The organism is Streptomyces sp. NPDC096105 (assembly GCF_044763335.1).
In the GTDB taxonomy this organism is placed as follows: Bacteria; Actinomycetota; Actinomycetes; order Streptomycetales; family Streptomycetaceae; genus Streptomyces.
This window is the reverse complement of record NZ_JBIWGC010000020.1, coordinates 99,979-119,622: the sequence shown is the minus strand read 5'-3', so window position 1 is coordinate 119,622 and position 19,644 is coordinate 99,979. Positions and strand designations below refer to the sequence as shown.

Sequence of the window (19,644 nt, the reverse complement as noted above, 5' to 3'; positions counted from 1 at the left end):
TGAGGTGCCTGTCGACGGACGGAACCGTAGGCGTGGGTGGGAGGTGCGCGGTGTCTCCTTTCTGATAACGACGGTTATCAGGTAGGTCAATGACAAGGAAGTGATCATTCGGGGCGAGGAGCGCGCCGGTTCGCCCGCCCTGGGTGATCAGTTGTTTTGCCTCCTCACCTCACCGATCCGTCAGTTCAACTCGGCGTCCGACGTGGCCTGCTCACGCAGATCGGGGTCGTAGCCGTTCCCCTCCCGCAAGGCCGTGCGTACCTGCTCGTACTCCGCCCAGACGGTCTTGCCCGGGCCGTCCTGACGCGGGTGCCAGTCCCAGCGGGTCGCGAGCTGCGAAACGAGGAGCAGTCCGCGGCCGGTCTCGTCGGTGGCGTCGGTCACCTCCGGGGCGATGAGGCGGCGGGGGTGGCGTTCGGTGCGGGTGTCGGTGACCTCGACGCGCACCGTGCGTCTGTCGGGGGCGGCGCGGAGGCGGAGGTGGAAGTCCCGGCCGGGGACGTGGCCGTGGCTCACGGCGTTCGCGGTCAGCTCGACGACGATCAGCACGATCGCGTCGTGCGGGTCGGTGCCGTGCGGGATGCCCCACGCGTCCAGGCGGACGGCCGCGAGGCGGCGGGCGAGACGGGCCCCGCGCGGCGTGGAGGTGAAGCGCATCTCGAAGGCGGGGCCCGGTGGCGAGGGTGCCTTCGAGGGGCCGCAGGGGTTGGCGGGTTGAGCGGTGTCGGTGGAATTGATGGGTTTCGTCGTCACGCCCCTCACGGCCCCGTCGGTCGCGTAGCGTGACCAGTGGTGACGCAGCGACAGGGGGCGGCTGTACCCGTGTTGTACGCGCGTGTCGGAGCTGCGCGCCGTGACGGCGTCCCTTGCGGGGGCGTTGAGCGAGAGAAGGCGGTGGTGGACATGACGGAGCGCACGGGTGCGGAGGCCGGGGCCGAGGCGGTTCCCGGGGAGCGTGAGAGCGGCGTCGGCGGCGGTGCGGGTGCGGCGGTCGTGAGTCTCGGGGACGAGTGGGAGAACGACGGCGGAGCCGGGCGGCGACCGGAGGACGAGACCGGACAGGATGTCGTGGTCACGTTCGGGCAGACCATGAAGACGCTGCGGATGCGGGAGGGGCTGGAGCGCGAGGAGTTCGGCCGGCGACTCGGGTACTCCGCGTCCACCATCGCGTCGTTCGAGCAGGGACGGAGGATTCCGACGCCTCGGACGATCGAGCGGGCGGATGAGGTGCTGGGGGCGGGCGGGTTGCTGTGCCTGTGGAAGGAGCAGGTGGAGCGGGCGCAGTATCCGGGGTTCTTTCAGGGGATGGCGGTGTTGGAGAAGGAGTGTCTTGAGCTGCTTATGTACGACACCCATGTCGTCAACGGGCTGCTCCAGACCGAGGAGTACATGAGAGCGCTGCTAGCGATGCGGCGTCCGCCCCTGGACTCGGAAACGGTCGAGCAGCGGGTGGCTGCTCGGCTGGCCCGGCAGGACATCTTCGACCGCAAGTCGGCCCCACTGCTGAGCTTCGTAGTGAACGAGGCGGTTCTGCGTCATCGATACGGCGGCACGGACGTGCTGCGGGGACAGTTGGAGCTCATTCTCCTCGCCGGTCAGAAGCAGAACGTCGAGATCCAGGTCATGCCGACCGAGTGCGAGGAGAATGCAGGCGTGAATGGACCGTTCACGGTCGTCACGAGGAAGGACGGCAAGAAGTTCGTCTACACAGAGACGCACACGACCAGTTCTCTTGAAACCGACCCGGAACAGACGGCTCTCGCGGCTGCCCGCTATGGGATTATCCGATCACAGGCTCTCAGTCCGCGAGAGTCGACGAAGTTCATCGAAGGGTTGCTGGGAACGCTATGAACAACGCTGAGTCCTCGACCATCGCCTCCGGCCTCACCTGGTTCAAGAGCAGCTACAGCGGAACCGAGGGCGGTCAGTGCGTAGAGGTCGCGGCCGGTTCGGCAGTTGTGCACGTCCGTGACTCGAAGGCTGACGCCGGCCCCATACTCACTGTCTCCCGTGAGGCTTGGGCAAGCCTCATCGGGTTGGCCTCGTCGGAACGGCGCGTCTGTGGCTGGACCGCAACTGACGCATCCGGGCTCACGATGGCCCGGATGCGTCAGCAGGGGGCTCTCTACTTGGAGGCGGGGTCGTCCCCGTCGGGCCGTTCAACGTAGTCCGTGGCGGAGGGCTCACGCTCCAGCACGACCTCGACGTCCTCGACCCGCAGGGTGGGTTTCGTCATGTCCAGCCCGGCGAGGTGGTTCTTCAGCTTCTTCGCCATGGGGCGGAAGGTCGCGTACGTGAGCCCGCCGGAAAAGACGGCGCCGACGACGGGGACCGCCTTGGAGACCGTCCTTGCGAAGGTCTGCTTCGTCATCTCCTTACCGAGGTGACCGGCGATCTTCTTCACCAGGGGGTAGATGATCCCCTTCGTGAGTGCCTTCTTGGGGAGGCTCTTGGCGACGTGCTTCGACATCTCCTCCGCGACCTTCCCGATCGCAGTGGTCGCCGTGTGGGCGCCGAACATCACGCCGACGAAGAGCGTGAGCACTCCTTCGGTCGCGTCGTCCATGTCGTCGCCGGAGAACAGGTCGGGCCAACTGTAGAGGTAGGCGAGCTTCTGCGAGATGCGCAGCATGTGACCCATGTACTGCGCCAGGTCGGCGGGGACGGTGGCGGGAAGGAATACCAGGCCGGGCAGTCCGGCTGCCGCGGAAGCGGCGCTGACCTTGGCGGTCTCGTATTTGATGGAGTCGTTGGCCGCCTTCTCCAGGATGTCAAGGGGGATACCCGCCGCCGCCGGGGTCTCTTCGATCGCTTGCTTGATCTGCTCTTCGGAGCAGTGGCGGGCCAGCGCCTTCCGAAGGTACGTCTCTCTGTTGATACGCACACCCGGAAGTTTCGCCGCAGCGACCAGCACCGTGGAGAAATGCGACCCCGGGTCTTCCATCTCTTTACCCGCCATAAAATAAACCTGACCTTCCGGGAGGAACTACCTCCCCGTATTGTCTCCAGAGTTCCGATGAGTAGGTGAGGACAGCTCAGCTGTCGGTCTCTCCCTTGGTGGACCACTCGTTGGCGAAGTGCTCCATCTGGCGGAGGACCAGGTCGATGGCCTCCTTCTGCTGGTCCGGCGGGTAGTTGTTGCGGGCCAGGAGGCGCTTGATGGTGCTGCGCAGGCGAGCGCGGACGGACTCGCGGGCGATCCAGTCGGGCTTGAGCTGGCGGCGGACCTCGGCGACCAGTTCACGGGCGATGCCCGCCAGGACCTCGTCGCCCATGAGCGAGCGGGCCGTGCCGTGGTCGGCCACGGCGTCGTAGAAGGCGAGTTCGCGCCAGTTCAGGGGCGGGTCGAACTTCTCGCCCCGTTTGGCGTCGGCCATGACGTCCTTGGCCATCTCGACCAGCTTCGCGATGAGTTCGGCGCTGGTGTACTGCTGGCGCATGTAGCGCACCATCAGGTCCTGGAGCCGCTCGGAGAAGGTCGTCTGCCGGACGATGTTGTGCCGGGTGACCTCGCGCATCTTCCGTTCGACGAGCCGTCGCAGTGCCTCGGCCGCCAGGTGCGGGGTGTCGCTCTGCTGGAGCTGGGCGACCAGCGCGTCGTTGAGGTGGGTCAGATCGGCGGTCTCCAGTCCGGCCTCGGCGAAGAGGTCCGTCACTCCGCCCGTCTCCACCACTGACGAGGTCAGCTGGGCGAGGTACAGCTCGACATCACGGGCGACGGGGAGCCCACGTGCCTCGCGGTTCATGGCGTCCAGCTTCGCCATGTAGGCACGGACTTCGACGAAGAACTGGATGTGACGCTTCCACGCCGGCCTGTCGGTGAACCGGTTCCCGACATGCTTCGAACTGCCCGCCAGAGCCCAGAAACGCTCAAGACGATAAGCGTGCTCGCGGAAGCGGCGGCTCAGCGTCTGACGGGGATCGTCGAGCTGCTCCGGGTTGTTGCCGGGCGTGCGGGGGTCGAGCAAGTACTCGGCGCTCCGCAAGGCCGCGTCGACGAACGCCTTGGGACCGGGCCGGTCGAGCAGCGGTTCCCAGGCGAAGCCGCGCAGGATGTCGGCCAGGACGTCGTACTCGTTGCGCAGCTCGTCCAGTGCGCGCTCGACGTCCTGGCCGAGGGTGCGGTCGCGCTGGTCGGCCTCGGTGTACTCGGCGATGGCCCGCTGGAGGTTCTCCGTCAGCGGGGCGTAGCCGACGAGGAGACCGTCCTTCTTCCCGCGGAAGCGGCGATTGACGCGGGCCAGGGCCTGCATCAGGTTGGCGCCCTTGAGCGGCCGGTCCAGGTACATGGTGTGGATCGGCGGGGCGTCGAAGCCGGTCAGCAGCATGTTGTTGACGATGAGCAGTTCCAGCTCGTCGTCGGGGTCCTTGGCCCGGTTGATGACGGCCTTGCGGCGGCTGTCGGTCAGCGCGTGGGCGAGCAGCTCGTCCGAGTCCTTGCGGGAGTTCGAGGAGAAGACGATCTTCATCGTGCCCTTCTCGAACTCGTCGCTGTGCCACTCGGGGCGCAGCTCGCGCAGTGCGTCGTAGACGCGGACGCAGATCTCGCGGGTCGCGCACACCACCATCGCCTTGCCGGGCGCCCCGCCCGACTCGGAGGCGCCGACGAACGGCTTCATCCGCTCCCGGCGCGCCTCCCAGTGCTCCACCAGGTCGGCCGCGAGGTCCCGTATGCGGGCCGGCGCGCCGTACATGGCGTTCATCGTCGCCACGGCCTGTTCGACGCGGCGGCGCTCGGTGTCGTCGAGGCCCTCGGTGATCCGGTCGGCCTCCTCGTCGATGGTGGTCGGATCGACGTCGTGGTCCAGGACGAGCTGGATCACGCGGCTCTCGTGGTAGACCTTCACGGTCGCACCGTCGTCGGCGGCCCGCTTGAGGTCGTAGACGTCGATGTAGTCGCCGAACACCTCGCGGGTGTTGCGGTCGGCCTCCGAGATCGGGGTGCCGGTGAAGGCGAGCAGCGTGGCGTGCGGGAGCGCGTCGCGCAGGTGGCGGGCGAGGCCGTTGAGGTCGTCGTAGTGGCTGCGGTGGGCCTCGTCGACGATGACGACGATGTTCCGGCGGTCGGAGAGCATCGGGTGGTCGGTGCCCGACTCCCGCTCCTCCTTCGTCTTGCCGAACTTCTGGAGCGTGGTGAAGAGGATCCCTCCCGTCCTCTTCGCCGCGAGCTCCTCTCGCAGTTCGGCACGGGTGACGACCTGCTGCGGCGTCTCCGGGAGGATCTCGCTCTCCTGGAACGTCGAGTAGAGCTGGTCGTCGAGGTCCGTACGGTCGGTGACGACCACGACGGTGGGGTTCAGCAGGGCCGGGTCCCGCATCACCATGGTCGTGGTGAGGACCATCTCCTCCGACTTGCCGGAACCCTGGGTGTGCCAGACGACGCCGGCCTTGCCGTCGCTCGCCGAGGCCGTGCGAACGGCTTCGGCGGCGCGGGTGACCGCGTGGTACTGGTGCGGCTTGGCGATCCGCTTCATCCGCTTCGACGGGACGAAGTTGATGAAGGACTGGATCAGTTCGAGGAAGCGGGACTGGGCGAACAGGCCGTGCAGCGCCAGGTTCTGCCCCGACTCGGAGAAGCCGTCGGCGGTCAGCGGGTCCACGCGGGCGCCGAACTCGTCCGTGTTCCACGGGGCGAAGTGCTCGTACGGCGTGAACGGCGTGCCGTACTTCGCCGTGATGCCGTCGGAGAGCAGGACGACCGCGTTGTAGCGGAAGGCCGTCGGGAACTCCTGCACGTACCGGGCCACCTGGGCGTGGGCGGTCTGGAGCGTCGCGTCCTCGTCGCCGGCCCGCTTCAGCTCGATGGCGGCGAGGGGCAGGCCGTTGACGTACAGGATGACGTCGAAGCGGCGGTTCCTGTCGCCGTCGATCACGGTGACCTGGTTGAGGGCGCGGTAGGTGTTCGCGTCCGGGTCGTCCAGGTCGAGGAGGCGGATCGTGGGGTTGTGCTCGGCGCCGTGGGAGTCGGTGTAGGTGACGGAGCGTATGCCGGTGGTGAGGTGGCGGTGGGCGGCCCGGTTCTCCTCGTAGGTGTCCTGGGAGCCGGGGGTGGCGGCGGTCGCCACGGCCTCGCGGACGGCGTCCGGGGGGAGGTCCGGGTTCAGGCGCGCGATCGCCTCCTGGAGGTCCGGGTAGAGGATCAGGTCGTCCCAGGACTTGCGGTGGTCGGAACCCGGCGCGAACGCGTTACCGGGGGCCGGCTGCCAGGCCAACTCGGCCAGCTCGTCGAGGGCGAGCAGCTCCCAGTCGGCCTCGGTGGGGCGGCGGTGGGTTCTGTCGTCGGGTTCGTTTCCGTCGTGGGGTGTCGTCATGTGGCGTCCTCGACGATCTTCTCGGCGTCCTTGACGCGGAGGCGGCCGGACATGAGTTGGGGGAGGAGGGTGTCGCGGAGGGTGGCGAGGGTCTGCGACTCACTCAGGGCCTGATCAGCTCGTGCTTCGAGGGAGTCGAGCTTGGGGCGAAGCTCGTGCTGCTTCTCTTTGCTGGGGAGAGAGATTTCCAGCTCACCCAGTTGAGTACGCCGAAGCTCCGTCTGGCCAGTGCTGCCCTCGCCCATCGCCTCGATCTCAGGTTGCGCGCGAAGCATGGCGAATCCTGCACAAACGGGGTCCAGCTGGGTCTCATCAAACCTCACGATGGTGATGTGCGAATCGACCGTCGCGGCCTCGTCGGAATTCCAACACGCAACTCGGCCGAGCGTGCCGACACCAGTCGAATTCACCAGAACGTCGTTTCTCACGAGCAGCTTCGGTTCCTTCACCTTATCTCGAAGCGTACGACGTGCGGGGGTGAGACTCACCCGTCCGCCTCGGATGCATTTCTGGTTCAGCACCACCAAGTCGTCCGGTGATTCGGAATACTTCGGTGCAATGCCTCGAGTGAGAACGCACGACACGGAGTCGATATCGACCTCCATACCCCCGTCCTCCGCAACCGCTTGAGCGAAGATCGCAAGGCCGAGTTCACGCGAGGTGGTCGCGATGCGCTCGTTGACGGCGATCCTGTCGTCCAGCGCCCCGAGCACCGCGGCTACCCGTCGTTGCTCGTCCAATTCCGGCAGCAAGACCGGAACAGCGCCGAGAATCTGGGTGTTGAGGTTCGGCATGGTTGCACCGACCGCATGCCGGATGATCCAGGTACGCACTTCGGGGTGCCCTAGAAAGTAAGACAGGAAGAGAGAGTCCACCCCGGCCCCGGGGCGCACCCGCAGACACCCCGTTCCGCAAAGCCACCCTTCCTGCGCATCGCGAACCAAAGCACGTCGAGTGACGTCGCCTCGCCGCGAGTAAACGATATCGCCCTTACGGAGCCGGTACTTCGAGAGTCGTCGAGCGTCCTCAATTGTGATGCGCGCAATCTCCCCATCACGGATCACGTTTTCGCCAATATCTTGCGGCATGACACTCGGGATGCCATCTGCCACATAGTCGGAAGCATGCAATTGACTTCCGAAGGGTCCGGTCTGGATACCACCACCATCAGAGCATGCGACTGCAAGGTTGGTGCGTCGCCACTCAACGGGTGCGTCTACGAAGAGAAGGTCAGCCACTGATATCTCCCAGCTGAACACGCACCGTCTTCTCCAATTCCGCCGACTTATCGAACAGCTCGAACAGCTCCGCCGTCAACTTGCTGATCCGCGCGGCCACGACCTCCGCAGCCTCTTCCTCCGCCTCGACAGCACCCACGTACCGCCCCGGCGTCAGGACGTACCCGTGCTCCCGCACCTTCTCCAGGTCGGCCGAGTAGCAGAAGCCCGGTACATCTTCGTAGACCAGCCCTTCCTCGCGCGCCGACGCCGTGCCGCGCCACGCGTGGTACATGTCGGCAATCTTCCGCAGGTCAGCCTCCGAGAAAACGCGCTCCGTCCTGTCGACCATTTCGCCCATCGCGCGGGCGTCAATGAAGAGAATCTCGCCCCGCCGGTCGTTGAGCCGCCGCGCACCCTGCGGGGACTTGTCCTTCGACAGGAACCACAGACACGCTGGAATCTGCGTCGTACGGAAAAGCTGCGACGGCAACGCCACCATGCACGCCACCAGGTCCGCTTCCACCAGCGCCTGCCGGATCTCCCCCTCTCCGCTGGACTGCGAGCTCATCGAGCCGTTGGCCAGGACGATGCCCGCCGTGCCCCTCTCCCCCAGCTTGGAGATCATGTGCTGGAGCCAGGCGTAGTTGGCGTTGTTCTTCGGCGGGACCCCGTACTTCCACCTCGGGTCGCTCTCGTCCCGCGCCCAGTCCTTGATGTTGAAGGGCGGGTTGGCCATCACGAAGTCGGCCTTGAGGTCCGGGTGCTTGTCGTCGGCGAAGGTGTCGCCCCAGCGGGCGGCGAGGTTGCCGTCGATGCCGTGGATGGCCAGGTTCATCTTGGCCAGGCGCCAGGTGCGCTCGTTCAGCTCCTGGCCGTACACCGCGATGTCGGCCTTGTGGCCCTTCCCCCGGTGCGCCTCGATGAACTTGCTCGCCTGCACGAACATGCCGCCCGAGCCGCACGCCGGGTCGTACACCCGCCCCTCGTACGGCTCCAGGATCTCGACGATCAGCCGGACGACAGAGCTCGGCGTGTAGAACTCGCCGCCCCTCTTGCCTTCCGCGCGCGCGAAGTTGCCCAGGAAGTACTCGTACACCTCGCCCAGCAGGTCCTGCGCCGGCCGGTCCTCGCTGCCGCCGAACCGCGCGTCGCTGATCAGGTCGACGAGTTCGGCAAGCCGCTTCTGGTCGACGCGGTCCTGGTTGAAGATCTTGGGGAGGACACCCGTCAGGGAGGCGTTCTCCCGCATGATCGCGTCCATCGCCTCGTCCAGGAGCTTGCCCACCCCCTGTGCCTTGGCGTTCGCGGCGATCCAGGACCAGCGGGCGGTCTCCGGGACCCAGAAGACGTGGGCGCCGGTGTACTCGTCGCGGTCCTCCAGGAAGTCGCCGATCTGGTCCTCGGAGATACCGTCGTCGGCGAGTTCCTTGGCCAGTTCGGTGCGGCGTTCCTCGAAGGCGTCCGAGACGTACTTCAGGAAGATCAGGCCGAGGACGAACTCCTTGTACTGGGCGGCGTCGATCGACCCGCGGAGCTTGTCGGCCGCCTTCCAGAGGATGTCCTGGATCTCCTTGGCGGTGGAGGCGCTGAACAGCTCCGCCTGGTCGGCGGGCTTGCCTTTACTTGCAGCCATCGGGTGGGCCGTCTCCTTCAGTGGACGTCGGTGTGCGGAAGTGGCTGGATGGTGAGCGTGCCGTCGGCCATGCCGGCCGCCATCACGCGGGTCAGGTCGTCGAGCGCGGCCGTCTGCTCGCGCAGTAACGCCGTCCGGCTCTCGATCTCGGCGAGGACGGCCTCGTACAGGTCGGCCTCGGCGCCGCTCAGGTCGGGAATCACCAGGTCCTCGATGCGGCGGGAGGCGCGCACGGCTCCGCTGGTGCGGGCGTGCTCCCCCGCCGCCGCCCGCAGCAGCGCGGCCAGCACCCGGGGTCGTACCGGCGGGTCCGCGTCGGGATGCACCCGCAGGATGCGGGCCGGAGCCGCGACCAGCGAGAGCCCCTCCGTGTCGACGTACACGCCGAAGTGCGGGTGGGCGGTGACGACGAGGTCCCCGGGTTCGGTGAACTGGGCGTGCTCGTAGGCCGTGAGCAGGATGCCCCGGTCGATGCGACGGCCGCCGATGCGGGCGGTGCCGAGGATCTCCTCGGGGGTGAGGACCGTGTAGTGGCCCTCGGAGGTGAGGTGTTCGGGGGCGAAGCGGTGGCCGGGGCGGCGGCGCAGGCGGCGGGCGCGCAGGAGGCGGCCGACGGACGTACGGCGTACCGGCTGGTTCTCCGGGCGCAGTTCCGCCCGGGCGCGCAGCCGGAGTTCGCCGGCGCGCGACCGTTCGTGGAGCTCGCCCAGGCGACGCTCCAGGTCCGCGATGAGTGCCGGGCGTTCCACCACCGTCCGCAGGTGCCGGGACGCGGGCGTGCGGTGCTGCGGGGTGAACGGGGCGCCGGGACTGCCGTCCAGGTCGGTGCCGTGGACGATGGCGGCGTGGCGCGGTTCGTGGCGGGGGTCGGGGGTCCAGCCGGAGGCACGCCAGATGGCGATGTCCTCGGCGAGCGCGTCGAGGACGGGCTCGGTGAGCGGCCGGGCGGAGTAGTCGGCGAGGAGGACGCGGCCGGTGCGCTGCTCCTCGGGGACGCGGGCGAGGACCCAGACCGCCGTGCGGTAGCCGGGACGGTAGGCGTAGGCGCCGTCGGGGAGGCTGATCGCCGCCTTGAGTAAACCGGGTTCCAGGAACGAGCGGCGCAGGCGGTCGGCGTCGCCGTGCCGGGTGAGGGGGCCGGTGAGGGCGTCGGCGGGGCCGAGGACGACGGCGGTGGCTCCGGTGTCGAGGTAGTCGGTGAGGGCGGCGACCTGCTCGAGGACCGCCTTGGCGTCGCGGGTCTCGGCGGCCTCGTAGGGCAGGGCGCAGACGAGGAGGTGCGGGTAGCCCCACTCGTCGGCGGTCAGCTCCTCGCCCTCGACGACGTCGAGCCGGAACTCGTACACCCCGCGCACCAGCATCCGCCGGCGGACCAGACGCACGCGGGCCGGGTCGGGGTCGGCGGCGAGGTAGACGTGACCGGCGTCCTCGGCGGCTCGGTCGTGGAGGGCCGCCGGAAGGTCGCCGCAGCAGGCGTGCGGGACGGCGATCACCGCTCCCTCGTCGAGGGTGTCGATCCCGGAGAGCGCGGCGAGGGCGCGGACCACGGCCGGGGCGGGCCCGTCGGCGGCCGGGTCGGGGGAGCCGAGGCGGTGGCGGGCCTGGAGGATCCAGTCGAAGGCCTCGGCGGGGTTGTACGCGGCGTCGATCAGTTCGTCGGCGAGGTGGGCGAGGGCCGGGCCGGTGCGGTCGGGGTCGGGCAGGGAGCGCAGTTCGGAGAGGAGGAAGAGGTCCTCGGGGTCGAGGTCGGCGGCCCGTTCCAGGAGCGTGTGCCAGGGGCGGCCGTCGGCGACGGGAGCGTCGAGCTGCTGGTGCAGGCAGACCAGGGAGGTCAGCGCGCCGAGCAGGACGGACGCGGGCAGGAGCGGGGTGCGCCAGGCGGCCAGGGTGTGCAGGGCGAGCTCGGCGCGGAGCCGGCGGGCGTCGGTGTTGCCGCGGCCGGTGGAGGCCAGCCAGTCGACGACCGCGCGGGCGTCGAACAGGGGACGCCCGTCCTCATGGGCGACGGGTGCGGGGAAGTCGGGGTGGCGGCGGGCCCACGTGGTCGGGACCGGGCGCTTGACCTGGGCGAGGGCGGCGATCTCGGCATAGGTGATCCGCCAGGCCGGGGTTTCGGGCAGGATGGCGGCGGACGTCCGTGCGGTCGTGTGCGTCGTCATGGACGGTCCCCCCCTCTCCCCCGGGTCACTGAGGCCGGCTTCCTCGCCTCGTGGTCCTCCCCTCTTCAGCGGGGTGGACGTCAGCAATCTACAGCGAGGCCTGATCCTCAGGGGAAACTCGGCTGATAATACGGGTTATCAGTGATCTCAGCACCGATCCTTCGGACCGGCGGGCACCTTGTGACCAGCAAGCGCCACGACGCCGAACCGGAGGACCACCGCAATGAACCACCCGCCCTCGACACCGCCCAGCACCCCGCAGCCCTCCGGGTCCGGGAACGCGCCGAGCTGGGGCGCCGTACCGCCGGGGCCGGCCCCGTCGACGGGCCCCGGGCAGCCTCCGGCGGGCGTGCCGGCGAGGCCGAAGGCATCGCGCCGCAAGGCCTGGCTCACCCACGGCGCGACCGCGCTCGTCGCCCTCGTGATCGGCGCGGGCATCGGCGGCGACGGGGAGTCCGGCGGCGAGGACGACTCCGCCGCCCCGGCCCCCGCGGTCACCGTCACCGAGACCGCGCCCGCTGAGGACGGTGCACCGGAGCCGGCCGCCACGGTCACCGAGGAGGTCACGGTCACTCCGAAGCCCGCCAAGAAGCCCGGAGCGGCCACCATGGTCGAGGGCGACGGCCAGTACCTCGTCGGCGAGGACATGCAGGCCGGCACCTACAAGACCGCCGGGCCCGAGAAGGGCGGCATCATCGAGAACTGCTACTGGGCGCGCACCAAGGACGCCTCCGGGGAGTTCGGGGCGATCATCGCCAACGACAACCTCCAGGGGCAGGGCCGGGTGACGGTCGACAAGGGCGAGTACTTCGAGACCAACGGCTGCCAGGAGTGGACCAAGGTCGGCTGACCGGCCACCGCACACGCCGCCGCGCTCGTGGGGGGACGCGGCGGACACGGGGCGGGCGGCCCGCCGAGGACGGACCGCCCGCCCTTTCTTCCCCTTTCCGCCACCCGCCCGACGTAAACAGGAGGGTCCGTCGATGGGCCGCCGTTCCCCGCTCGCCCACGCGCCCCGCCCCACTTCCGAGGGCCGTCCGCAAGTGCACTTCGACGGCATGGTCAAGGCCGTCTCCTGTACGCCGGTCGTCCTCGCCACGGACGCCTCCGTTGCCGGCGACAAGGTCGGCAGGGTGGCTTCCGAGGCCCAGCGGTGCTGCCAGAACCCGGTTCCTGTGCGACAAGTACGGACTGCCGCTGCCGGCCGAGCTGACGACCGACGGAGACGACACCATGACCGACGCTGAATAGGCCAGGCCTGATGCGGGTCTCAGGGAGCGGTGGGCTTGCCGCTGGACGGCGGCCGTTTTGCGAACGGGGCACCGGGAACCGCCCACCGGGCACGACCGCACGATCACGATGCCGGAGGAACTCGGCGAGCTGCTGATCGAGGGGCGGGCCGGTCCCTCACCCCTCGGTGGCGGCCGGACCCGCACCGTCTCCACCCAGTGCGGCGGCTCGGGGGCGTCGTGGCCGATCAGGGCCACGATGAGGATCGTTCGTTCGGAAAGGTTCGCCGGCCCACGGGCAGCCGTCCGGGGCGGACGAGGCCGTCAGCTCGGCGACACGGGCAGCACATCCGGCGCCAGCGCCGCCGCCCTCGCCGTCGCGGCCGTCATCCGGCGGCGGTGGTGGCGGCGGCACAGCACCTCGTAGCCGATCTCGTCCGCGGACCCCGTGACGTCGCCGACGACGACCTGGGCGCCCTCGACGACCATCACGCCGCCGACCGTGCGGGCGTTGTGCGTGGCGCGGGCGCCGCACCAGCACAGGGCCTCCACCTGGAGCACCTCGACGCGGTCGGCGAGTTCGATCAGACGCTGGGAGCCGGGGAACAGCTTGGAGCGGAAGTCGGTGGTGATGCCGAAGGCGTAGACGTCGAGGTCCAGGTCGTCGACCACGTGCGCGAGCTGGTCGATCTGCTCGGGCGCGAGGAACTGCGCCTCGTCGGCGATCACGTAGTCCGCGCGGCGGCCCTGCGAGAGGTGGTCGACGAGGTGGGCGTACAGGTCGGCGCCGTCGCCGACCTCCACCGCGTCGGTGACCAGGCCCAGGCGGGAGGACAGCTTGCCCTCGCCGGCCCGGTCGTTGCGGGTGAAGATCATGCCCACCAGGCCGCGTGCCGACCGGTTGTGTTCGATCTGCAGAGCCAGCGTCGACTTCCCGCAGTCCATCGTTCCGCAGAAGAACACCAGTTCGGACATGGAGGGTCGGGTACCTTTCGGCGAGGATCAGGGACGGAGCGCGTCAGGAGCGTACTTCGAGCAGGGGGACCAGCTGCTCGGCAGGGGTCATGGAGCCGTGGTTGCCGACCATCGCCGACTCCCTGGGCTCCCGTTCGGAGGCGACGAGCAGGACGTCGTCCCGCGCCGCGGCGATCACGTCGCCGATCCGGTGGTACACGCGCTCGTCCACCTCCGGCCCGAACCAGCCCGCGGCGATCGCCTCGTCGCGGGACGCCACCCAGAACTGCTCGCCGAGCACCTCGCGCCAGCACGCCAGCACGTCACCGGCGGCGCCGGGCACCGCGTACACGTGGCGCGCGCGGCCCTCGCCGCCGAGGAGGGCGACGCCCGCCTTCAGTTCCCAGTCCTCGTCGAAGTCGATGCGGTGCGTCTCGTCGAAGGGGATGTCGACCATGCCGTGGTCGGCGGTGACGTACAGGGCGCTGCGGGGCGGCAGTTGCTCGGCGAGGCGCTGCACCAGGCGGTCGACGTACATGAGCTGGCCGCGCCAGGTGTCGGAGTCGATGCCGAAGCGGTGGCCGGCGCCGTCGACCTCGGCGTAGTACGTGTAGACCAGCGAGCGGTCGCCGGCGGCCAGTTGCTCGGCGGCGGTGTCCATGCGGTCCTCGCCGGACAGCCGTCCCTGGAAGGTGCCGCCGCTGAGCGCGACCTTCGTCAGCGGGGTGTCGGCGAAGGTCGGGGAGGACACCTGGGCGGCGTGCACGCCCGCGCGGTGCGCCAGTTCGAAGACCGTCGGGTACGGCTGCCAGGCGCCCGGCGGGGTCCACGGCTGCCAGCGGAGCTGGTTCATCAGCTCGCCGGTGTCCGGGTCGCGCACGGTGTAGCCGGGCAGGCCGTGGGCGCCCGGGGGCAGACCGGTGCCGACAGAGGCGAGGGAGGTCGCGGTGGTCGCCGGGTACCCGGCGGTGATCGGACGCCCGGTGCCGCCGCGCGACGCGGCCAGCAGGGACGTCATGAACGGCGCTTCCTCCGGGTGGGCCTTGAGCTGCTCCCAGCCGAGGCCGTCGATCAGGAAGACGCAGTTGCGGTCGGCGGGGGTCAGTTCGCCGATGCCCGCGGTCATGCCGGGGACGCCGAGTCCGGCGGCGAGGGTGGGCAGCAGGTCGGCCAGCGAGCCGGTGCCGTAGGCCGGGACGGGTGCGGAGCCGACGGGGAGCGGCTCCGGGTGGAAGTCCGGGACGCCGGGCGCCGGGCGCCCCCGGTCGTGGGCCGCGGGCGGGGGGTGAGCCATCAGCGCAGGTCCGCCGTCGCCTCGGACAGGGCCTGGGCGAAGGCGAGCGCCTGGCGCACCGTCTCCGGGCCGTCGCCCGCCTCGCTGACGCGCAGGCTCAGGTCGTCGGCCGTCGAGCTGCCCGTGTAGCCGTGGTCGGCCTCGCAGTCGGGGTCGCCGCAGGCGGCCGGCTCCAGGTCGATGCGGGAGACGGCGCCCCAGCCGATGGTGAGCACGATCTCGCGCGGCAGGGTGCCCGGCGTGTACGACTCCGGGTTGGCGACCACGCGGCTGACCACGATCGACGAGATCCGGCCGAGCTTGACCGACTCGGTGGACGTGGTGGCGTACGGGGTCGGGGAGGTGCTGTCCGCGGCCTGCTCGTCGGTGTGGCTGACGATGAAGCGGTTGGCGGTGAGGACGAGCACGGTGACGTGCCGCCGCACCTCGTTCTGGTCGAACGTCGTCTCCTGGTGGACCAGGTACGACCGGACGGGCTCGCCGCCCACGGCGGCCTCCACCGCCTCGGCCACGAGAGCCGGGTAGTAACCGCTGCGCTCGATCGCCGCCCGCAGCCCCTGGGTCGTCGTACTGGTCTTGGCCATGTCGCCCATCCTACGGGTGACCACCGACTGCGAGGCACCGCTCGCCCCGGTCAGTACGCGGGGAGGGTCCGGGGCCCGTGGTCGTCGCGGGCGGGCGGCGGCGCGAGGCGCACGGAGGCGCTCAGGACGCTCACGCCGTGCGGGGCGACCACGACCGGCTCCAGGGTGACCGCGACCACCTCGGGATGGTCGTGGACCAGCCGCGACACCCGCAGCATCAGCTCCTCCAGCGCGGGGGTGTCGACGGGCGCCGACCCGCGCCAGCCGAACAGCAGCGGGGCGGTGCGGATCGACCGGACCAGCGAGGTGGCGTCCCGGTCGGTCACCGGGATCAGGCGGTGCGCCATGTCGCCCAGCAGCTGGGACGCGGCCCCGGCGAGCCCGAAGGACAGCACGGCGCCGGCCGCCGGGTCGATCACCGCGCGGACCACCGTGTCCACCCCGCGCGGGGCCATGCGCTGCACCACCGGGCGCAGCTCCCCCGGGCTGCCGAACAGCTCGGTCAGCTCGGCGTACGCCCGGCGCAACTGCTCCTCGTCGGCCAGGTCGAGGCGGACGCCGCCCAGGTCGGCGCGGTGCCTGAGGTGCGGGGCGGTCGCCTTGAGGGCGACCGGGTAGCCGAGGGCGCGGGCGGCCTCGGCGGCGGCGTCCGGAGCGGGCGCGGGCAGGGCGCGGTGCACGTGGATGCCGTAGGCGGCGAGCAGTTCACAGGTGGCCTCGGTGGTGAGGTTGAGGCCCTGCCCGCGGGCGAGCAGCCCCTCGATGAGGGCGGCGGCGCCCCGCTCGTCGATGTCCTCGTACGCGGGCACCTTGCCGGGGTCGGCGGCGTCGCGCCGCCACTGCCCGTACGCCACGGCCTGCGCGAGCGCCCGCACGGCACGCTCGGCGGCGGGGTAGGCGGGGATGAGGTGGGCGTCTTCGGGGGGTGGTACGGGGGTGGGCGCGCCCGGGTCGTCCGCCTCGGCGCCCTCTTCCGTCCCCGTCCCCGTCCGGGGCTCCGCGCGCTCCCCCGCGTGCGTGCCGCCGGCCGCCGGGTCCGGGCCGGAGGCGGCGGACGGCTGGGGCGCCGTGCTCGTCGCGGCCGACAGGGCCTCCGCGAGGCCGCCCAGCTCGACGTGGACCACGAGGACCGGCTTGGTCGGCTGCTCGGCGGCGGCCGAGCGCAGCGCCTCGGCCAGGGCCGCGTCGCCGACCGAGCCCTCGCCCACCGACGGGATGGCGGTCACGACGACGGCGTCGGAGGAGTCGTCGGCCAGCGCGCGGGAGAGCGCCGCGTGGAAGTCCGCCGCGGAGGCGGCCGTGGTGAGGTCCTGCGGCGGGTGCGGGCGCAGGCCCTCGGCGAGGCAGGCGTCGTAGGTGAGCAGGCCCAGGGACTCGGAGTTGCCGAGGATCGCCACCCGGGGGCCGGCCGGGAGGGGCTGGCGGGCGAGGAGCAGGCCGGCGTCGACCAGGTCGGTGATGGTGTCCACGCGGATCACCCCGGCCTGGCGCAGCAGGGCGGAGACGGTGGCGTGCGGCAGCCGGGTCGCGCGGACGGCGTGTCCGCGCGGTCCCGCCCCGTGGCGCGCGCCCTGCACCACGACCAGCGGTTTCGCCGCGGCGGTGCGGCGGGCGAGGCGGGTGAACTTGCGGGGGTTGCCGATCGACTCCAGGTACATCAGGGCGACGTCGGTGTCGGCGTCCTCGTACCAGTACTGCAGGACGTCGTTGCCGGAGACGTCCGCCCGGTTGCCGGAGGAGACGAACGTGGACAGGCCGGTGACGCCGGTGACGCCGCCGCCGCGCCGGTGCAGCCGGGACAGGAGCGCGACGCCGATGGCGCCGGACTGGGCGAACAGGCCGATGCGGCCCGCGCGGGGCATGTCGGGGGCGAGCGAGGCGTTCAGCCGCACCTCGGGCGAGGTGTTGATGACGCCGAAGGAGTTCGGTCCGATGATCCGCATGCCGTGGCTGCGGGCCTGCCGGACCAGGGCGCGCTGGCGCTCCCTGCCCTCGGGGCCGGACTCGGCGTAGCCGGCGGAGACCACGACGAGGCCCTGGACGTCGTGCTCGCCGCACTCGGCGACCACCTCGGGGACCCGCTCGGCGGGCACCGCGACGACCGCGAGGTCCACGGGCCCGTCGATGTCGCGCACCGAGCGGAAGGCGGGCACGCCGTCGAGTTCCTTCCGCCCCTCCGGCAGCGCCCCGTTCACGGCGTACAGGCGGCCGGTGAAGCCGCCGTCGCGGATGTTGCCGAGGATGCTGCGTCCGACGCCGCCGGGTGCGCGGCCGGTGCCGATGACGGCGACCGCGCCGGGGGCGAGCAGCCGCTGCACCGAACGTGCCTCCGCGCGCTGCTCGCGCGCGTGCTGCACGGCCAGGGAGCGGTCGGTGGGTTCGAGGCCGAACTCCAGGCGCACCACGCCGTCCTCGAAGCTGCGCTTCTGGGTGTACCCGGCGTCGGTGAACACCTTGATCATCTTGGTGTTGGCGGGCAGCACCTCGGCGGCGAACCGGCGGATGCCGCGCTCGCGGGCGACGGCGGCGATGTGCTCCAGCAGGGCGGAGGCGACGCCCCGGCCCTGGTGGGCGTCCTGCACCAGGAAGGCGACCTCGGCCTCGTCGGCCGCGCCGGTCGCGGGCCGCCCGCCGGCGCCGATGCGGTCGTAGCGCACGGTGCCGATGAACTCGTCGCCGATGGCCGCCGCGAGCCCGACCCGGTCCACGAAGTCGTGGTGGGTGAAGCGGTGGACGTCCTTGGCGGACAGCCGCGGGTAGGGCGCGAAGAAGCGGTAGTACTTCGACTCGTCGGAGACCTGCTCGTAGAAGCTGACCAGGCGCTCGGCGTCGTCGGCGGTGATGGGGCGGATGCGTGCGGTGCCGCCGTCGCGCAGCACCACGTCGGCCTCCCAGTGGGCGGGGTACTCGTGGCGGTCCGACGAGGTCTGCATGGGCCCCAGAGTACGGCTCGCGTCCGGTAGCGGCGCGAGGCAGTCTGTGGTGGACGGCTGCCGGGCCGAGGCCGCGGCCCGGCGGCCGCCGGAGCCGTCCCGGACGCCGCTCCGGGCTCGCGTCCACGGTATGGAAGAATGGTCTAGACAACCCTGAACAGCGAAGGGCAGCAACACATGGCTGAGCGCCGCGTCAACGTCGGCTGGGCCGAGGGTCTCCACGCCCGCCCCGCCTCCATCTTCGTCCGGGCCGCCACGGCCGCAGGCGTCCCGGTGACGATCGCCAAGGCCGGGGGCACCCCTGTCAACGCGGCCTCGATGCTGGCTGTCCTGGGCCTGGGCGCCCAGGGCGGTGAGGAGATCGTCCTCGCCTCCGACGCCGAGGGTGCGGACGCCGCCCTGGACCGTCTGGCGAAGCTGGTCGCCGAGGGCCTCGAGGAACTCCCCGAGACCGTCTGAATCCGTATTTCCGCACGCGACGGCCGTGCGACCCGGAAAGGCCCGTCCGGACCCCGGACGGGCCTTTCCTTTTCCTCTTTCCATTTCCGGGCAGCCGAAAAATCCCCCGCCCTTCGCACCCTCTTTTTGTACGGGGCCCGTGTTAAGGGCGCAGGCTCGGCATGTGTACGGGATGTTGCGCGTTCCTCACACGGTCCGTGCGGACGGACCGCTCGGCGCCGGAGCCGAACCGGAGCCGGTGGCCGGCGTTCGCCTGCTCGGCGTGCACCCCCGCGAGGGTCCGCGCCCGCTCGCCGTCGCCGCGGGCCACGGCGTCCACGATCGCGCCGTGCTCCGCCCAGTACGCCACCGGGTCGGCCGGCCCGTCGACCGCGTACATCCAGGCGATCTTGTGCCTGAGCTGGGTCAGCATCGACGTCAGCGCCGGGCTGCCGGAAGCCTGGGCGAGCGTCTCGTGGAACCAGCCGCCCAGTGAGCGCAGATCGTCGCTGCTGCCCTGACGTACGCGTTCCTGCCCCAGCCTGACCAGGCCCCGCAGCACCTTCAGATGCGCGTCGGTGCGCCGCTGGGCCGCCCGCAAGGCGCCGAGGGGCTCCAGGAGCCGGCGCATCTCCAGCAGGTCGGCGGCCTCCTGCTCGGTGGGCTCCGCCACGCACGCGCCCGCGTGCCGCCGGGTCACCACGAAGCCCTCGGCCTCCAGCGTGCGCAGGGCCTCGCGGACGGGGACGCGGGAGACCCCGTAGCGGCGGGCGAGCAGTTCCTCGGTGAGCCGGCTCCCGCGCCCGTGGACACCGGCGACGATGTCGTCCCGGATCGCCGTGCACACCGAGTGCGCGGGAATACGCATGACCGACCTCCGGATCAATTC

General features: G+C 70.7%; 14 protein-coding genes and 1 pseudogene. 4 read left to right on the top strand and 11 right to left on the bottom strand.

Going from position 1 to position 19,644, the window contains the following annotated elements; genetic code table 11:
- Positions 1-180: 180 nt before the first annotated feature.
- Positions 181-753, bottom strand: a complete 573-nt coding sequence (locus ACIQ8B_RS26370) for an ATP-binding protein (protein WP_403550135.1) — start codon at positions 751-753, stop codon at positions 181-183.
- Between the two features lie 150 nt (positions 754-903).
- On the opposite strand from ACIQ8B_RS26370, the gene ACIQ8B_RS26365 reads away from it, so the two are divergent.
- Positions 904-1,851, top strand: coding sequence for a Scr1 family TA system antitoxin-like transcriptional regulator (locus tag ACIQ8B_RS26365; RefSeq protein WP_403550133.1), 948 nt, complete (start codon positions 904-906; stop codon positions 1,849-1,851).
- A pseudogene (locus ACIQ8B_RS26360) lies at positions 1,848-2,054 on the top strand (DUF397 domain-containing protein); the annotation flags it as partial. The gene ACIQ8B_RS26365 and the pseudogene ACIQ8B_RS26360, both read left to right, overlap by 4 nt.
- A gap of 71 nt (positions 2,055-2,125) precedes the next feature.
- Here the strand turns inward: ACIQ8B_RS26360 and ACIQ8B_RS26355 are convergent.
- The 5 genes from ACIQ8B_RS26355 to ACIQ8B_RS26335 all read right to left on the bottom strand — a co-directional run bounded on the left by ACIQ8B_RS26355 (position 2,126) and on the right by ACIQ8B_RS26335 (position 11,323).
- A complete protein-coding gene (locus ACIQ8B_RS26355) occupies positions 2,126-2,944 on the bottom strand; it encodes a hypothetical protein (protein WP_366252312.1) in 819 nt (272 codons plus the stop codon).
- Positions 2,945-3,035: 91 nt separating this feature from the next.
- Positions 3,036-6,311, bottom strand: coding sequence for a type I restriction endonuclease subunit R (locus ACIQ8B_RS26350; protein WP_403550131.1), 3,276 nt, complete (start codon positions 6,309-6,311; stop codon positions 3,036-3,038).
- On the bottom strand, positions 6,308-7,549 hold the full coding sequence (locus ACIQ8B_RS26345; RefSeq protein ID WP_403550128.1) for a restriction endonuclease subunit S: 1,242 nt from the start codon (positions 7,547-7,549) through the stop codon (positions 6,308-6,310). Before ACIQ8B_RS26345 ends, ACIQ8B_RS26350 begins: the two co-directional genes overlap by 4 nt.
- A complete protein-coding gene (locus ACIQ8B_RS26340; protein ID WP_403550126.1) occupies positions 7,542-9,164 on the bottom strand; it encodes a type I restriction-modification system subunit M in 1,623 nt (540 codons plus the stop codon). The genes ACIQ8B_RS26345 and ACIQ8B_RS26340 overlap by 8 nt, the downstream gene beginning before the upstream one ends.
- Positions 9,165-9,181: 17 nt before the next feature.
- Positions 9,182-11,323, bottom strand: a complete 2,142-nt coding sequence (locus tag ACIQ8B_RS26335; RefSeq protein WP_403550124.1) for a hypothetical protein — start codon at positions 11,321-11,323, stop codon at positions 9,182-9,184.
- A gap of 349 nt (positions 11,324-11,672) precedes the next feature.
- Here ACIQ8B_RS26335 and ACIQ8B_RS26330 point away from each other — a divergent pair, with 349 nt between their 5' ends.
- The gene (locus tag ACIQ8B_RS26330; RefSeq protein ID WP_403550122.1) at positions 11,673-12,173 is read left to right on the top strand and encodes a hypothetical protein; all 501 of its coding nucleotides are present in this window, start codon (positions 11,673-11,675) and stop codon (positions 12,171-12,173) included.
- 703 nt (positions 12,174-12,876) lie between these two features.
- On the opposite strand, the gene ACIQ8B_RS26325 is transcribed toward ACIQ8B_RS26330, so the two are convergent.
- From ACIQ8B_RS26325 to ACIQ8B_RS26310, 4 genes are read right to left on the bottom strand one after another with little or no spacing between them, the layout of a single operon-like run.
- Entirely contained in the window at positions 12,877-13,527 is a 651-nt protein-coding gene (locus ACIQ8B_RS26325; protein ID WP_106412080.1) for a thymidine kinase, read from the bottom strand.
- 43 nt (positions 13,528-13,570) lie between these two features.
- Positions 13,571-14,800, bottom strand: a complete 1,230-nt coding sequence (locus tag ACIQ8B_RS26320) for an alkaline phosphatase family protein (RefSeq protein WP_106412081.1) — start codon at positions 14,798-14,800, stop codon at positions 13,571-13,573.
- The gene (locus ACIQ8B_RS26315) at positions 14,800-15,384 is read right to left on the bottom strand and encodes a DUF5998 family protein (RefSeq protein WP_290004165.1); all 585 of its coding nucleotides are present in this window, start codon (positions 15,382-15,384) and stop codon (positions 14,800-14,802) included. Before ACIQ8B_RS26315 ends, ACIQ8B_RS26320 begins: the two co-directional genes overlap by 1 nt.
- 50 nt (positions 15,385-15,434) lie before the next feature.
- A complete protein-coding gene (locus ACIQ8B_RS26310; RefSeq protein ID WP_403550119.1) occupies positions 15,435-18,317 on the bottom strand; it encodes a GNAT family N-acetyltransferase in 2,883 nt (960 codons plus the stop codon).
- Between the two features lie 177 nt (positions 18,318-18,494).
- Here ACIQ8B_RS26310 and ACIQ8B_RS26305 point away from each other — a divergent pair, with 177 nt between their 5' ends.
- A complete protein-coding gene (locus ACIQ8B_RS26305) occupies positions 18,495-18,776 on the top strand; it encodes an HPr family phosphocarrier protein (RefSeq protein WP_006136411.1) in 282 nt (93 codons plus the stop codon).
- Positions 18,777-18,918: 142 nt separating this feature from the next.
- Here ACIQ8B_RS26305 and ACIQ8B_RS26300 read toward each other — a convergent pair whose 3' ends face one another.
- Positions 18,919-19,623: a GntR family transcriptional regulator gene (locus ACIQ8B_RS26300; protein ID WP_403550117.1), complete on the bottom strand. Its 705-nt coding sequence runs from the start codon at positions 19,621-19,623 to the stop codon at positions 18,919-18,921.
- Positions 19,624-19,644 lie beyond the last annotated feature (21 nt).

What these genes read in the sequence shown, in the direction of transcription:
- ACIQ8B_RS26335 (WP_403550124.1), bottom strand. Translation starts at nt 11,323, where the DNA reads ATGACGACGCACACGACCGCACGGACGTCCGCCGCCATCCTGCCCGAA.
- ACIQ8B_RS26325 (WP_106412080.1), bottom strand. Translation starts at nt 13,527, where the DNA reads ATGTCCGAACTGGTGTTCTTCTGCGGAACGATGGACTGCGGGAAGTCG.
- ACIQ8B_RS26310 (WP_403550119.1), bottom strand. Translation starts at nt 18,317, where the DNA reads ATGCAGACCTCGTCGGACCGCCACGAGTACCCCGCCCACTGGGAGGCC.
- ACIQ8B_RS26350 (WP_403550131.1), bottom strand. Translation starts at nt 6,311, where the DNA reads ATGACGACACCCCACGACGGAAACGAACCCGACGACAGAACCCACCGC.
- ACIQ8B_RS26340 (WP_403550126.1), bottom strand. Translation starts at nt 9,164, where the DNA reads ATGGCTGCAAGTAAAGGCAAGCCCGCCGACCAGGCGGAGCTGTTCAGC.
- ACIQ8B_RS26315 (WP_290004165.1), bottom strand. Translation starts at nt 15,384, where the DNA reads ATGGCCAAGACCAGTACGACGACCCAGGGGCTGCGGGCGGCGATCGAG.
- ACIQ8B_RS26305 (WP_006136411.1), top strand. Translation starts at nt 18,495, where the DNA reads ATGGCTGAGCGCCGCGTCAACGTCGGCTGGGCCGAGGGTCTCCACGCC.
- ACIQ8B_RS26355 (WP_366252312.1), bottom strand. Translation starts at nt 2,944, where the DNA reads ATGGAAGACCCGGGGTCGCATTTCTCCACGGTGCTGGTCGCTGCGGCG.
- ACIQ8B_RS26365 (WP_403550133.1), top strand. Translation starts at nt 904, where the DNA reads ATGACGGAGCGCACGGGTGCGGAGGCCGGGGCCGAGGCGGTTCCCGGG.
- ACIQ8B_RS26300 (WP_403550117.1), bottom strand. Translation starts at nt 19,623, where the DNA reads ATGCGTATTCCCGCGCACTCGGTGTGCACGGCGATCCGGGACGACATC.
- ACIQ8B_RS26320 (WP_106412081.1), bottom strand. Translation starts at nt 14,800, where the DNA reads ATGGCTCACCCCCCGCCCGCGGCCCACGACCGGGGGCGCCCGGCGCCC.